Source organism: Bradyrhizobium sp. USDA 4011, assembly GCF_054063415.1.
In genome coordinates this window covers 7,148,129-7,163,524 of sequence record NZ_JBSSGG010000001.1, presented here as the reverse complement: position 1 = coordinate 7,163,524, position 15,396 = coordinate 7,148,129, and the positions used below count along the sequence as shown (strand labels likewise).

At 59.5% G+C, this 15,396-nt stretch carries 11 protein-coding genes; all 11 read right to left on the bottom strand.

What is annotated here, in order from left to right; genetic code table 11:
- Positions 1-75: 75 nt before the first annotated feature.
- Positions 76-1,125: a non-hydrolyzing UDP-N-acetylglucosamine 2-epimerase gene (gene wecB, locus ACVW1C_RS33740; protein ID WP_456761962.1), complete on the bottom strand. Its 1,050-nt coding sequence runs from the start codon at positions 1,123-1,125 to the stop codon at positions 76-78.
- 8 nt (positions 1,126-1,133) lie between these two features.
- Positions 1,134-2,045 (bottom strand): NAD-dependent epimerase/dehydratase family protein, encoded by a 912-nt coding sequence (locus ACVW1C_RS33735; RefSeq protein ID WP_456761961.1) that lies wholly within the window; start codon positions 2,043-2,045, stop codon positions 1,134-1,136.
- 7 nt (positions 2,046-2,052) lie between these two features.
- A complete protein-coding gene (locus ACVW1C_RS33730) occupies positions 2,053-3,012 on the bottom strand; it encodes a class I SAM-dependent methyltransferase (protein ID WP_456761960.1) in 960 nt (319 codons plus the stop codon).
- Between the two features lie 188 nt (positions 3,013-3,200).
- Positions 3,201-5,063 (bottom strand): asparagine synthase (glutamine-hydrolyzing), encoded by a 1,863-nt coding sequence (gene asnB, locus ACVW1C_RS33725; protein ID WP_456761959.1) that lies wholly within the window; start codon positions 5,061-5,063, stop codon positions 3,201-3,203.
- A 6-nt stretch (positions 5,064-5,069) separates the two neighbouring features.
- The gene (locus ACVW1C_RS33720) at positions 5,070-6,203 is read right to left on the bottom strand and encodes a hypothetical protein (RefSeq protein ID WP_456761958.1); all 1,134 of its coding nucleotides are present in this window, start codon (positions 6,201-6,203) and stop codon (positions 5,070-5,072) included.
- A gap of 57 nt (positions 6,204-6,260) precedes the next feature.
- Entirely contained in the window at positions 6,261-7,814 is a 1,554-nt protein-coding gene (locus ACVW1C_RS33715; protein WP_456761957.1) for a glycosyltransferase family 4 protein, read from the bottom strand.
- A 25-nt stretch (positions 7,815-7,839) separates the two neighbouring features.
- Positions 7,840-9,234: a glycosyltransferase gene (locus tag ACVW1C_RS33710; protein WP_456761956.1), complete on the bottom strand. Its 1,395-nt coding sequence runs from the start codon at positions 9,232-9,234 to the stop codon at positions 7,840-7,842.
- A gap of 65 nt (positions 9,235-9,299) precedes the next feature.
- Positions 9,300-10,484: a glycosyltransferase family 4 protein gene (locus ACVW1C_RS33705; RefSeq protein WP_456761955.1), complete on the bottom strand. Its 1,185-nt coding sequence runs from the start codon at positions 10,482-10,484 to the stop codon at positions 9,300-9,302.
- A gap of 301 nt (positions 10,485-10,785) precedes the next feature.
- The gene (locus ACVW1C_RS33700) at positions 10,786-12,699 is read right to left on the bottom strand and encodes a glycosyltransferase (RefSeq protein WP_456761954.1); all 1,914 of its coding nucleotides are present in this window, start codon (positions 12,697-12,699) and stop codon (positions 10,786-10,788) included.
- Positions 12,700-12,768: 69 nt separating this feature from the next.
- Positions 12,769-14,229, bottom strand: a complete 1,461-nt coding sequence (locus ACVW1C_RS33695) for a glycosyltransferase (RefSeq protein WP_456761953.1) — start codon at positions 14,227-14,229, stop codon at positions 12,769-12,771.
- Between the two features lie 21 nt (positions 14,230-14,250).
- A complete protein-coding gene (locus ACVW1C_RS33690; protein WP_456761952.1) occupies positions 14,251-15,384 on the bottom strand; it encodes a DegT/DnrJ/EryC1/StrS family aminotransferase in 1,134 nt (377 codons plus the stop codon).
- Between the last annotated feature and the right edge of the window lie 12 nt (positions 15,385-15,396).

Here is a 15,396-nt window from a genome sequence, read left to right as displayed (position 1 = left end):
TGGGCCTCTGATAGCGCCATAGCGGCAAAGCTACAACCCTGGAAGCCATGCTGGAGGCCTCTCCCGACGGCAAGGCTAGCGCGGACCGCCTGAGCTCAACAGGCGCGCGACATGGTAGGCAGCGCGACCAGTCCCATACTCGTCGATATCGCGCCGAACCGCCTGCGACGACTGCCTCCAGAGCCGGTTCCACCCGTGCGTGATGGTCTCGGTCCACTCGGTCTCGTCACGCAACGTGATGCACGGCACACGATGGAAATAGGCCTCCTTCTGTACCCCTCCCGAGTCCGTATAGACTTCGAGGGCGTTGTGCAGAAGCTTCGCCATATCGAGGTAGCCCACCGGATCGATGACCTTCAAGCCGCTCAGATCGACCCCCATCGCCAGCGCAGCCTGTCGGGTGCGTGGGTGCAGCGGGAGGACAACCGGAAACTTGCGCGACTGATCCTGCAAGAACTGCACGACCGCGAGGAGCTGCTGCCGATCGCCGGTGTTCTCGGCGCGATGGATCGTCGCGAGCGCATATGTCTTCGAGGCCAACCCGAGATTGGTCAATATCGCCGAGCTCTTCTCTGCCTTGTCGGTCACGAACAGGGTCGCATCGTACATCACGTCCCCGACGTGATGTACGCCGGCCGTCACGCCTTCAGCGGCGAGATTGGTGACGGCCGTGGTCGTCGGACAGAGCTGCAGAGCGGAGAGATGGTCTGTCACGACCCGGTTGATCTCCTCAGGCATGCGGCGGTTGAACGATCGGAGGCCCGCCTCGACATGTGCGACCGGAATGTGCAACTTCGACGCCGCGAGAGCACCGGCCAGCGTCGAATTGGTATCGCCGTAGACGACGACCCAGTCGGGCTTTTCCTCGAGCAGGATCGGCTCGATCGCCATCAGCATGCGTCCCGTCATATCGCCATGGCCGCCGCCATTGATATCGAGATGATGTCGCGGCTTGGGAATGTCGAGCTCTTCGAAGAAGACGTCGGACATGTTCGGATCGAAATGCTGGCCGGTATGCACCATCACTTCCGAGAGCCCCTCGGTCTCCCGGATCGCGCGACTGACGGCCGCGGCCTTGATGAACTGCGGCCGGGCACCAACTATAGTCAGAATCTTCAGCGTCATGGCCTCTACTAACGGTGTTGCGATTCAGCCAGACGATGATCCGGTGCGTCGACAGGGCTCGCCGAGATCGTCTTTTGAATCCCTTCCCTGAACTGCACAAATCGCCGCAAGTCCAAACGAGATGCAAGGCGGCTCAGATCAGGAACAATATCGACGGCAGGGGTGTTCGGGTTCACGATCTCGAACTTCGGTTCGAGGCCGAGCTGCTGACCTATCGTGTTCGCGATCTGCCGGATTGAGAGCGTCTCGGGGGCGGCCACGTTGAGCGTATCCGTCCAGGACGACGCAATGCTCGCAAGGATGACCTCGACGATGTCGTCGATGAAGGTGGGAGCGAGGCGAATCCCCTCCGCGCCGCCAGAGAGCTGGATCGCCCCACCGTCCTGGATCCTGCGTACCAGTTGCGGAATGAGTCGATCGCGCTGGCCAGGGCCGTACGGAAAGAACAACCGCAGAGTGCTCAGGAAAAAAATGCTGGAGAACGGCTTCGCAACGACTTCAGAAGCAAACTTGCTCGCGCCGAGGAAGCCGGGGGGCGCAAGGCCGGCATCCTCTCTCAGCGCTCCTGCGAACGGCTCGTAGACCGCCCCCGACGAAAGCAGGCAAAAATGCTTGACTGCCGCCCGGGCCGCCCAATCCAGCAGCCGCATCGTCATGCCGACGTTGACGTCAAACATCTCGCGCGAATCCGCGGGGAAATCGCGGTAGCGCCGCGACTGAGCGGCATGAACAACAACATCGATGGCCTTGGGGAAGCTGGAAGCTTCGATCGAAGCCGCTCCATCCCAAACCACGCTCGTTCCGAAGGCGACCGACGTTCCCGGCCGGCAGACGCAGAAAAGCTCGTGCCCCTCGGCCACCAACCGAGGGCCGAGAGCGGAGCCGACGAAACCGCTACAGCCCGTCAATAGTATCCGCATGCCCGTGTCAGACCGTTGGCTTCGTCAGCAAGACCGAAATCCCGTTCGGATTGGAGTCATTGAAGGTATAGTCCTTGACTCCAAGCTCCTTCATCCAGCCCGCAACCTCGTCATCACTGTGCTGCCAGGCGTTGTGCGGATGATACCAATCGAAGTTGACCATATTGTTTGTTTCATAGTCGAACGCCTCGTTCCAGAAGCATTTCAGGAAGTTATAGTACAGCAATCGCTGAACGTTGTGCGTTCCTGCGGGAATCCCGAGCACCGGTATCGGCTTCTCAAGCGTGATCGTGGCGTTCAGCCGCGATAGCTCCCGGCCCAGCTCCGTGATCCCTTCGCACGCCGCATAGCATTCCTCCGCGGAGAGCGGCATGAAATTCTGGCGGACGTGTTCGTCGGCGAAGACGCGCACGGCTCCCATCTTCCGATAGACGTAGAAGAAGAACTGGCCGCCGGGCCTGACCTTCCGGTACAGGGCCTCCACCGCCGCTCTGGTGTTGGGCGTGTGATGTAGCACTCCATCCGCGATGATGAAGTCGAACGTGTCGTCGGGGAACGGAGCTTCCATCAAGTCGGCCTGGACGACCGAGCAATTCTCGAGATCGCGGGTATTCTCGAACGTCGTCAACGCCGCATCAGACACGTCGAGCGCGAACACCTCGCCCGGGCAGTTCTCAGCGATGAACCTCGTGTTGAAGCCCGACCCTGGACCGACCTCGAGCACGCGCTGCTTGGACCGGTAGAAAGCCTTCAAGGCGTCCAGATCGGGCAGCCCTAGCTTCTTGCAATACCAACCGAACAGAAATTCCTTGTGCTCGGGTTGTAGCCCATACTGCTTGAAGCGGCGCCACTTGTCCGAGAAGGTCTGATTTGTCTTGGCCTGCTCATCGGCTTCCGGCCGGCTCTGCGCGGTCGCCGGCTTCGGCAAGCCGTAGCGTGAGCAGAAATCGGTCAGGTCGGGCTGCATCGGGCCGCTCAGGAAGCAGGGAACCCCGTGCAGAATCGGATACCACAGCGATGCATCGGGCGTCCGCAGCACGCCTTCGATGACCTGGCCTTCCTGTTGCGTGAAAGCCTCAAGCTGAAGCTCCATTCCGTTCGGGCGGAGACGTGAAGACGCAACGGTTCGCATAAAACTAGCTCCTACAACTGCAACTAATGGAGGGCGCCGCCATAGGCACCATGTTGCTTGCACCAGGACTCAAAGCTGAGCAAACACCAGATCAACGCGACATGGTTTGCTTTTTGCTCGAAATGCTCGTCCAGAATGCGACGTACGAAGTCGTGTTGGAATACGCCTCGCTGCCTAATGCGGGATTCCGAGAGTTGCTCCTCGATCCATGAGCGCAGAATTCCTCTGTACCAAGACGCGTCCGGAGGGCCAAATCCCATCTTCGGTTTCCGGTAAATCGTGTCGGGGACCAGCGGCCGGACAGCTTCGCGAAACAGGATCTTGCCCGTGGTGCCGTCGGACAGCAGGCCCCAATCCACGCCGAGCAGATAGTCGACCAGTTCGTTATCCAGAAGCGGCACCCTGGTCTCAAGGGAATGCGCCATGGACAGCTTGTCTTCCAGCGACAAAAGACCCGGAAGATAGGTGGTCAGGTCGACGTGCATGACGGCGTCCCAGGGATCCCGCGACGGAACCGACCCGATCGCATCTCCGATCGCAGCGAGCGGATCGAAACCACCTGCGGCCCGCAGAAATTCCGGCGTAAAGGCATCGCCGATCTTGTCGGCCGATACCGGGACGTTAAGGCTTGCCCGGTAGAGCGCAAACGGATCCCGCGAGGCCGCCGGATCTCCCGCCGCGGCGCGAAACCGCTGCATGACACGCTGCATCAGGGAGGCCGGAGCCGCCCTCGGCACAATGGCGTATCTGCCGACATATCCTCCAGTGACTTCGTCGCCGCCCGTACCCGACAGCACGACCTTGGCGTCCTGAGCGACGCGTTGCGCGATCAGATAGTTCACATAGGCCATTCCCATGCGAGGATATTCAATCGCGCCAACCGTCGCATCGAGATGGCGAGCCAAGGCATCCTGCGGCACCATGAGCTCGACACGTTCGATGTCGAGCTGCTTTGCGACCTCCCGGGAGAACTCGCGTTCGTCGACGAATTTGTCGACACCGACATTCTCAAGATCGAAGATGCACGAATACGCGCGGACGACCGGATCGATCTGGTGCGCACCTGCCGTGATCGCCGAACTGTCGATGCCGCCCGACAGATAGGCCATGACCGGCACATCCGCAGCCAACTGCCTGCGCAACGCCGCCTGCAATATTTCGCCGAATTCGCCTGAAGCCCGCGCCAGACCAGGCGCGTATTTGCGATGGTAAGAGGCAGCCCAATAGGTGCCGCTCGAACTCCCATTCGCCGTAAATCGTTCGAACGTACCAGGCTTGAGAAGACGGACGCCCCGGAACGGCGTGCGCCCTCCCCAATTGTTCATCAGCGTGAAGTACTCCAACGTCGCTGACGCATCGAACTGCTTGTTTACCAATCCGCTGGCGTACAGCGCACGCACTTCCGAGCCAAACACGAGACCTTTGCCCGGCAACTCCGCGACGTAGACCGGCTTGATCCCGTATCGGTCGCGGGCGATCACCAGCTCACGCTGGCTTTCGTCCCAGATGGCGCAGGCGAACATGCCGTTCAGCTTGTTGAACAACCTGTCCTTCCACTGCTCCCAGCCGTGGACCAGAACCTCGGTGTCCGAATGGTCGGTCGCAAAAACATGCCCGGCGGCCTCAAGCTCTTTTCTCAGTTCGCGGTGATTGTAGATCTCTCCATTGAAGACCACCCATACGGTTGCATCTTCGTTGCACATTGGCTGGTTGCCGGTGGCGAGGTCGACGATCGCAAGCCGGCGGAAGCCCAATGCGACATCTGGCGACAAATGGAATCCACCGTCATCAGGCCCGCGATGCTCGATACTGGCCGCCATCTTCCGAATCCGGGCGTTCACGTCCGGACAGGCGCCAAAATGCAGAATGCCAGCAATGCCACACATCTGAATCTACTCGACCTCGGCGCCCGCCGGCGCCAGCACGAACTTACTGTCGGGGCTGCGATAGGCTGCGATCATCGCCCCGGCAATATGATCAGGATCATGCCATCGCTCGACATAGCGACGCGCCCGCTTCCCCAGCTCAGTCCACTCGGCGCGACGCTCGAGAATAGCCGCAAGATCTTCCGTGAGCCGTCCGGGATCGACGTTCAGGATCGCAAGATCATCCCGCATGGCCGGCGGGACGAACTGCAGGTCGCTTTCCCTGACGTAGCATACCACCGGCTTTCCTATCGCCATCATCTCGACGGCAAAGCCGCCGTACCAACCCGCAAGCACCTGGTCAATGGCAAGATCGGCGGACCTGTAAATGGCCATCGCCTCCTCATGCGTTTTCTTTTCAACCAGGATGAGCTCGAAGTCGAACCGGGACTTCAGACGCTCCAACGCATCGAGTATCATCTGAGTGCCCTTGATACTTGCATCGCTCGGCGCGTGGACAATTCTCGGCTTGCCTTCAGCGCGGGGATACTCGGGCGAGAAATGACTGATCTCCACGTTGGCGTAAGGCAGGAACTGCCCTCCCGGGACGACGTGCCCCAGTTCCGGATTGAGATAGAATACGCGGTCAAACAGCGGAAGCACGCGATCGATCAGGCGGGACCGGCGCGCATCGAGCGACGTGACGCAAGCCTCATAGGCGGAGCAACGCCCGCTGGCGCACATGGTCCACTCGTTTCGCCGATTGCCCTTGCCCGCAAGTCTTGCGTCGCATCCCTGCAGGGTCATGAACCGCTTCTTGCCCAACCCCTTGGCCAGCTTGAGATCGATCGTCACGAGCCGATTCAGCAGCGGCCCCATCCGACCTACGCCCTCGAACGCATAGCCTGGATACAGGAACGTTGTTCCAAAATAGTAGTGGAGCACATCGTAGCGCAGGAGCGCGGACAATCCGAACCACGCGCTTCGGGCCACTTTCTGAAAGTTACTTGCCGTGTCATCGTACAGAACCTTGTCGGCCGGGTATCGAAACCAGGTCCCGCTACGAATGACCAGGTCGCTCCTGTTTCCGCGCCGGCGCTCGGCACGCGAGAGTGACCAGGGCTGATTACCGATATTGAAGGGGCCGTGAAGGATTTTCATCTTGCTGAGCGAATGTGACGATCTGTGCGCGTCGCTGCCATGCATCGCGATGGTGGTTCAGGCCCGAACGGATTCGATGTGCCGTCGATACGCTGCCAACTGCAACTCGACGATTCTCGCCGCGGAATGATATTTCTGGATCCAGGCTGCTCCGGCAGCGCCGAGTCCACGCCGGTCGTCCCGATCCGCGACGATCTTGCGAAGCGCCTCGGCGATCTCACTCTCGGTCGATGCTGACAGGATGGGAGGCGCTTCGGAAAAGAACTCCCTGGCCGTACCCGGATCCACGTTCGTGATCACGCGCCTGCCAAGCGCCAGGGCCTCAAAGGTAATTCCACCGAATGATGGAAGAACGAACTGATCCAGCACCGCGTGGCTGCGGAGATACGTCCTCCACAACTCTCGTTTGCGCATGGGCGCAAGCCACTGCACCTTGTCATCGAGCCCCAGACTTCTTATGAGATCCCGCGAGGCGTCAAGGTCGCGGCCCCAGGCGATCATCGCAAGTCGCAGCGCAGGGGCTTGCTGCGCAACGCGCGCGAAGGCACGGATCAGCCGGTCATTACCCTTCACCAGGCTGGGGTCCGGGTCCCGCCAGTCTTGGCGGGTCGGATGAAAAACGACGACGCGGTCGTCGGGCGGCCTTATCGAGCTATTCCTCGCCCCGAATTCAACGAGCTTCGTATCGTCGAACGCATGCGGAAGCGGCGTAATCCGATCCGGCGGCACGCCAAGCCGTCGGGCGGCAGGCACGCAATCGATGTTGGTGACGAAGACGTGGTCGGCCCCGAGGAACACTGTGGCGGTGAGCCGCCCGAGGCCGTCGTCCTGAAACGGGATTGCTCTCAACGTTCCATGCTCATATCCGAAATAGGGGCGCTGCGCGAGCAGCGGCCAGGCACCATCGGTTGCGTAGGCCTGGATGACGTCAAATCGGTCCAGCAGGCCCATGAGCGGCGCGAGCCGCGCCCGGTAGCTGCCAAAGTCCGCGGCGCTTGGCGGAGAACCCGGCGCACGCCCTTGCCGCCAGACATCAACAAGCCGCTGCTGCTCCGGATCATCCCTTGCCAGAACGCGTCGCATGAAGATGTCGCGCGCCATTGCGGGGGATCGACGAATCCTCCGTCTTATCTTCTGGCCAAGACGGATCACGCGGGCAGACGCTCTCTGCGAACACACCGACTGCCGGGCTCGATCCAGCGAACGTCGGAATTCCTCGGCGAGGTCCGGCTGCCCGCCAACCTCAGCGGCAATCATCGAGCAACATAAATTCAGAGGTCCAGAGGCAAACCATTTGGGTCGCTGGTAGCCTCCGAGATCGACCCTGGTCCAATCCGGAAAGAATGGATCTCCGAGGTCTCCCTCGAACGTCGCCTCCTCCCATTCCGGGGAAGCCATGATGTGGTAGTTCTCGTAGGCGATGACGTAAGCGTCGACGCCGTGCTGGCGCTGGATCCTGGCATTGTTGAACGCGTTGTTCGCGATGTTGCCGAGGTGCAGTACGCGCAGCGCTCGCCCATGCTGTTCCTGGAAACGCCGATGCCAATCGAAGCCAGCTAGCTGTGGCCGAAGCGAAGACACGGTTGCGCTGGACGTGTCGACCGATGTCACCGGAAATACCCTTGCCGTCCGATCATCAAAATGTGGTCCTGGCGAGCTCACCGAGACCTTCTGAAGCAGGGTGCCTCGCGATCTGGAACGGGTGCTGCCAATTGCTGGCGACAGGAATAGCGTTGCGTCGGGCTTCCTCTTGTTCCTGCGCGTGCCGAATGCGATCGACGACATTCGGTGGAAAGTTTGCAGTCTCTCGATAAAGCTGTCCAAGCCGCGCAGCGATCGCCGATATGCCGTGCCATCGTTCGACGTAGCGCCGGCCCTGCTCGCCTATCGTGCGAAGGCTATCCCGATTACGGATGACCCACAGCAATGCCTGCTCAAGTTCATCCGGAGTTGCGTTGATGATCGGGCATTCCTCCGGCGCTTCGACGAGATCCGCACTTCTAACGAAGCTCAGGACCGGCTTGCCGAGCGCCATCGCCTCGAGCGCGGTGTAGCCGCAAGCACCGCCGATAAACTGATCCGCCACGATGTCGGATTGGGCGAAAAGCGCGAGAACCTCACTGTTGGGAACGCCTTGTACCTTGCAATATTCGATGTCGTATCCCTGCGCTTTCAGCCTGTCTATCGTCCGCTCCAGGTATTTTGAGCCCTTGAAGTGCGTGTGATTTGGCGCATGAGCGATACGAAGAGGACCGGATGGCGGCGTATCCGGGAGAACCACACTGAACCGATCCAGATCCAACGGCCAGTAGTTGATATGTCTTGCCGCAGGCATGTAGGTCAGCATGTCGCCGAGCGAGACCAGCGCCGTCACGGATTTGCTCAATTCGGAAACATAGTGTTGTGCCTCTGCGTCGTGACACGTGCAGTATTTTGGTGGCTCCTTGCAGTCGACGCAGAAATTCCATTTACCGAGGGCCAGAGTCGCAAGCCTGGTTCGAACATCGGCCCCATACGCATAGATATAGACCCGCTTGCCGGCCCGCCGCAGAGCGGCAAGCTCCTCGGAATTGATCTGCAAGCGCTCCGTCGAATCAAGCAACCCGCGGTCGGCGAAGAAGTGAAACACATCATACCGAACCAGGGCCCACGCGAGCACCAAACGCTGGAACGCAGGTCCGAAGCCATACCTGAGCGCCAGAACGTACGGGCGATGGAGATCTAGATCGAAGCGTGACGTTATGACGTAGGTTACGTAGACGAGCGAAGTTGATCGAAGGCCAAGCGCCCGATCGGCCCTCGCTTTGAGCTCCAGCGTCAAAATCGGAGTTACGCCCCACAAGCTCCTGGGTTGTCCGCGCCGCAGCCGTACGGCTCCAAATCCTGGAGCGATGTAAATCGCGAGCTTGAGAATGCCGCGCGAGAGTGCGGTGGCGCAGCGCCCGACCAGGCTCAAAAGCCTTTGCTTGAGTACCAGCAGCTTGTAGCGGACTATTGCCGCCCGATCTGGCGATTTCGCAATCGACCACAATGAGAGCATCCGTCTTCGAACGCTCCGCGGCAACGCCAACCGCGCGAGCGATCTCAGTCGATCTCTCATTGCATGGATCCGTAGGTCCGGGGTTTTCTTAGACCGTCGTAGAGCGAAACGACCTTCTGCCACTCCGACTTTGCATCCAGCGTCGCGAGAGCCTTTCGCGTGCTGGCGGCGAAGGTCGCTCGCAGATGTTCGTCTTGTGTCAGGCGGTTTATCGATTCCGCGATGGAACGCGGATCGTAGGGATCAAACGTCAACCCGACCTCGTTGTCGAGCACAAGGCGCTTCGCTTCCGGATAATGCGCAACCAGGACGGGAAGATCGGCTGCCATATATTCGAAAATCTTGTTGGGAAGCGCAAAGGTGAAGTTGCGACACAAAGCCGGCAACGTCCAAATCCCCGCGTCCGCCCCTCGGGCGGCCGCGACAACGTCCTTCGATGGAACCGGTGGCGCAAGCACAACCCTGTCCTCCACGCCGATGCGCCGCGCCAGTGCCAGATAGTCGGGTCCGAACAGTTCCAGAGAAGGACCTCGAACGACGAAAGTACAATCCGGAGCATAGGCAAGGGATTCAATGATTGGCTCGATCAGGCGCGTCGGACCGGTCCCTCCCTGCCACAGCAGAACGAACGTCGAGTCCGGCAGCCCCAATTGCTGCTTCAGCGGGGGATACTCGCGCGACGGCGTGACCGCGATATCGGGAATGTTACGGACCACGAGGGGACGGGTACCGCCGAGTTCCGCCTTCATTGCGTCAGCAATCGAATCACACACGGTGATGGTAGCGGATGCCTCGTTAAGACAACGAACTTCCAACTCCTGAAGCGCCCGCTTCCACTCGGATGGATATGGCACCCAGGCAGACTGTTTTGTATTCCAATGAACATTTTCCGAAAACCACTCGTGGAAGTCGACCACCAGGTGAGCACCTCGGTACCTTGCGGCCGCCATCGCGGCGTACGCCGTGGAGAGATCATGCGCATGGAAGGCAAATGGCGTTCTCTTCACCGCTTCCGAGTAAAGCTGATCCGCAAGATAACCCGGCTGCTCGCTCATGAACGTCGCCGCCGTCCAATCGACGTATTCGATATGAACGCGCGGTCCCCAATCGATATTGAAGGATGCCCCAGCCCCCTCCGAGGGCTCCGGACAGATCACTGTCACGTCGTACCCGGCGGCGCCAAGCGCACGAGCTTCTCTTTCAACTCTTGGGTCCACACGCAGATCGGAGACGACAAGCATCACCACTTCGCGACCTGAGGCGGATCTCCCAATCCGCCTACTTCCAGACTTGGCGTCACCCGCAGCAGATATCATCGGGACCCGAGCTTGTGCCAACCGCGCGCGGCGAATCCCAAGCCGTAACCGCGCGCGGCGAATCCCAAGCCATGAGATCGACGCATTCCAAAGCCCGAAAAGGAAATAGAATACCGGCCGCAACGCGTGAAAAAGAGGAGGATAGTTCTTGATGAAAGATGAGATCCGCTTGAGCATCGTTCTATGGCAACCTAGGAGACCAGCGTCGACGTGACAGGAAACACCACTACCACTGCCCCATCAGCAAATTGCTATACGCCTTGCACTGAAGAGCAACAATTCTTTCCGCGGAATGGAAAGTCGACATCCATTGAGAAGCAGCTTGACCCCGGCCTTGGGTATCAAGAGGATCCTGGATGACCTCCCACATTCGCGCGGCGCATTCAGCGACGTTACCGGCCGCAAGCAGCGGCGGCTCTTGGCCGAAGAACAAGGCCGTCTGTTGCTCGTCGATGGCGGAAATCAACCGGACGCCCAACGCCATTGTCTCAAACCCAACGCCGCCGAGCGCTGCAACAACGAATTGGTCAACCACCGCATGCGATGAGCAGTAGCGCTGCCACAGCTCTCGTTTGGACATGGTCGGGATCCATTCGACCAACTCGGAGAGGCCTAATTCCTCGATCAAATCCTTGCTGTCTGCGACCTCTTGGCCCCACTCGACGAATACAAGCTTGAAGTTTCTCGTCTCACGCGCGACTTCGGCCGCAGCGCGGATGATCACGTCGTTGCCCTTTAGCCAGGATGAATTTCCCCGCTTCCAATGGTGACGGGAGGGACTAAAGAAAATGACAGGCCCGCTTGTCGGAGGGTTCAATTCAGGGTGCGCCCCGCGGAACGCGCGCAACTTGTGATTATCGAACGCGTGTGGAAGGTAGAACACCCTATCCTTCTTCAGTCCCAACCGCTCGACCGAAGGCAGCACGTCCGAATTGGTTACGAACACTGCGGGCGCGCGCTGAAACGAGATCCGGCAGATCACCCCGATCAGGTTGTTCTCGAACGGAATTTCGCGCAACGTTCCGTGCTCGTAGCAGCAGAAATTCTTGACGCCGTTCATCATCGGTATCAGGCCGTCGATGGCATATCCCTGAATGATGTCATAGTGCGGGAGGATGGCCTCGAAGTCCTTTGGATGCTGCGTCACATACTCCTCGCGATACCTGAGGGATTGACCGTCGAGTTCGGCGGGATCCTTCCTGATTTCATCCCGCAACGTCTCAATTTCCCTTGCTCGCGTTACCGGTTCGGACATCGATCGCGCCACGCAGCCTGGCTTCGAGACCCGAATACGCTTGAGCGTCGCCTGCTCCAGGAGCGCAACGAGCGTCAGGAAGCGGTGGACCAGCGAGCGCGCAAGCGAAGACGACGCCTCTTGCATTCCACGAGCGCGCAGCCGGCGAACTTCTTCCCGCAACCTGCTGAGTGCGGCGCGAGCCTCGACATCAGCTTCCGGACCTCTGCGGGCAAGTACCAACCATGCAGCTGCCGAGATTCGGTCCAACCAAACCTCGAAGCGACCAGCGTTGCATTCGCGTCCGAGCACGCCATTTGCCACGAACGTTCCAAGCCATATTCTGTACAAGCTCACCGGCCAAAGCAGGAAACTCAGACGCCGGGGAACATTTTTAGCGGGGGAGCACGCATTTTCGCCGGAACGAGCATCCTGAAGGGCTGCCAACTCCAGTTCCAACCATTTCAAATACGCCGTCGTTCTCCAACCTGCGTTCCGGGCGCGAAGGTAATCAATGCAAAGCGCGGATGGGCCCTGAACAAACCACCGGGGCCGCTTCCATCCTTTCAGGCTTGTCGCCCACCAATCCGGCCTGAAATGATCCTCGCCAAGCGCCGAGGATCCCTCTTGCAGCGCGCCATCCTCCCACTCGGGACACCCCATGATGTGGTAGTAGTTGTAACACAACACGTCCGCTTCGATGCCGTACTTCCGCTGAATGCGGGCGTTGTTGTAGGCATTGTTGGCTATGTTGCCGATGTGAAGAACGCGAAGCGGCCGGCCCATTCTTCGACGGAAGTCGCCGATCATACGCAACGCATGCGCAGTTTCAGCCTCAATCGCCAACGTTGAGCCGGATTGACTCAGATCGCTCTTAAGGCCGACCTCCGCGGCGGGAATTGACACCGGTTTAGGCGCTCCGTGCACTAGTCGCGGGCCAATTCGAGTTCCCGAGCAGCGACTGCTTTGACGGCATCACGAGTTTAGCGACCTGGCGCTTTCGGCGATCCTTGTTTTTAGCCGCTCTGGCAAGTCTGCAGTCGCCACATACAGATCCGCCAAGTGTCTGCCGAGCGCTTCAACCGAGTAGTTCTGCCTGACATATCGAGGACCGGCGGCCCTGGCCTCCGAAAGCCGCGTGCGGTCCGAAATCAGCTGACGCAACACTTCCTCTATCGTGTCTGGGTTTGCTTCAATTACCGGGCAGGCTTCACGATCAGCCACCGCTACTCCATCGTGCAAATAGCAGACGACGGGACAGCCTAATGCCATTGCTTCAACGGCAGTTAGGCCGAAAGCTCCGCTTATGAGCTGATCTACGAGAAGGTCGACCTTCTGCATCGCCTCCAGTATCTCATTGCGCGGCTTTCCACTCAGTTGCACAAGCTCGACTGCCTGTCCTTCCGCCTGCAGAGAGTCGATTGCGCGTTGGAGATACTTCGTCCCCTTAAAATAGGCGTGATTTGGAAAGTGGCCTACAACCAGCTTTCCATCCTTGCTGCCCTGCGGCTGTCCGGGAGACAATCCACTAACATCGACCGTCAGGTACGGCACGTTTCGAGCGCCCGGGATAAGCTTCATAGCTAGCCCGTGCGCAATCACGGCGGTCGAGTACTCTCTGATGACCCGCAGCATCGCAGCGCCGCCTGCATCGTCGCAGACGCAATAGAGGCCCGGATCAGGACATTCGGAGCAGAAATTCCATTCGCCAAGAGCCAGGGTTTGCTCGCGCATTCTGTGGTCGGCGCCATATGCATAGGTGTAGAGCCGCTTCCCAGCTCGGCGATATATTTCCATTTCGCGCACCGCTATTCCAAAGCGGGGACTTCCATAGCCGCCGGCCGGCTCGACGATGCCGCGATCGTTGTAGAAATGAAAGATATCATAATTGGCGATGGCCCAGATCAGCACGAGCCATCGAAACCGGTACAAGTCCTCGCCACGTTCGGCTATGACGCGCTCTTGAAGTTCCGATAATACGAAATCAAAATTCGAGGAAGTGTGGTACGTGGTGAACACGAGCGAGTGGGCGTTCGTGCCCAAGGCGCGGTCTGCAGCAACGCACTCGCGCAGACTGACGATCGGCGTAACACCCCAAAGCGAATTCAACTCGCCCCTCAGCAATCGATCCTCAGCTAGCACGCGACAATCGGCCACAAGCGCACTCCAAAAATCATGCGCTTCGGATGACTGATCGGGATTTAGAAATGGTCGCAGCGCATCCAGCAGGGCGGCAAGGAGTGCGTAGTTGCCCTCCGCAACAGCCAGATTCACGTTTTCAAAGATCGCCCGATCTATGCGCCCTCTCCGTTGCGCAGGAGAAAGCGCTGAAATAGCTGCTCCAAAATTTTGGTTCTTTCGGGCAAATTGCGACAGATTGGGAAAACGCGTCCCCTCAAATAGGCAGTAAGCCGACCGAAATAGCTTCGAGAACACCAACGCGACTCCGCACTTGCCTCAGGCGCAGGCTCGATTGATGCAATCAACCACCAGGCGCTGATCCTCCTCCGTCATGTTCGGAAAGATAGGCAATGTGATCGTCGTGTCCTCCGCAAGTGCCGCGTTCGGAAACTGCTCAGGGCGCAGGCCATACTTGTTCTTGTAGTAGCCGAGCCGATGTACCGCATGCGTGCCCGGTCGGGTCTGAATTCCTGCGGCAGCCAGCGCCGCCATCACCGCGTTGCGGCGCTCGCGATGCCCGTCAACGATACGGATAACGTAGGATTGAAATGCATGCCCATCGACGTCCCCGCCGAGCGGTCGCGCAATCGAATTGTTTCCTGCCAGTAACTCGGAATAGCGACGCCCGAGACGCCGGCGTTCTGCCAGCAGCCGGTCGAGCTTGCCCATTTGCGCCACGCCGACCGCCGCCTGGATATCAGACAAGCGCAAGTTGAAGCCGAGATTGTCAAACGTCGCCATCGTCCATGGGCCGTGAGGCTCGATCGACGGATCCGGAGCGCCTGTCGCGCCGTGGTTGCGCTGCGATCGCACGCGTTCCGCAAGATCATCGCGGTTGGTGGTTACGGCACCGCCCTCTCCCGTTGTGACAGCCTTACGCGGGTGAAATGAAAAGCAGCCTATGTCGCCAATCGCGCCAACCGGCTTGCCCTTATAGGTCGTGCCGATCGCGCACGCAGCGTCCTCGATCACGGCGATGCCTCGAGGTTCCGCAATCGCCTTGATCTCATGCATTGGCGCAGCGAGACCGAACAGATGGACCGCAACGATCGCTTTCGTGCGTGGTGTAATCGCAGCCTCCAGCCGCCCTGGATCGATATTGAACGTCGACAGATCAATGTCGACGAAGACAGGTTTCGCACCGACATACTCGGCGCTGTGCGCGCTCGTCACCCATGTGAAGGCCGGGACAATCACTTCGTCGCCCGGTCCAAGCTTCAGCGCCAAGGTCGCCAGATGCAACGCGGCGGTGCACGACGTGCACGCAAGCGCATGCTTTACTTCATGCTTCGCTGCGATCAACTTCTCAAAGCGCTCGGTCAATGGGCCTTGGGTAACCCATTTCGAGTTGAGACACTCACGCAGGATGGCGATCTCGCTCTCGTCAAAACTTGGCTCGGTGATATTCAATTGAGCGCCTCA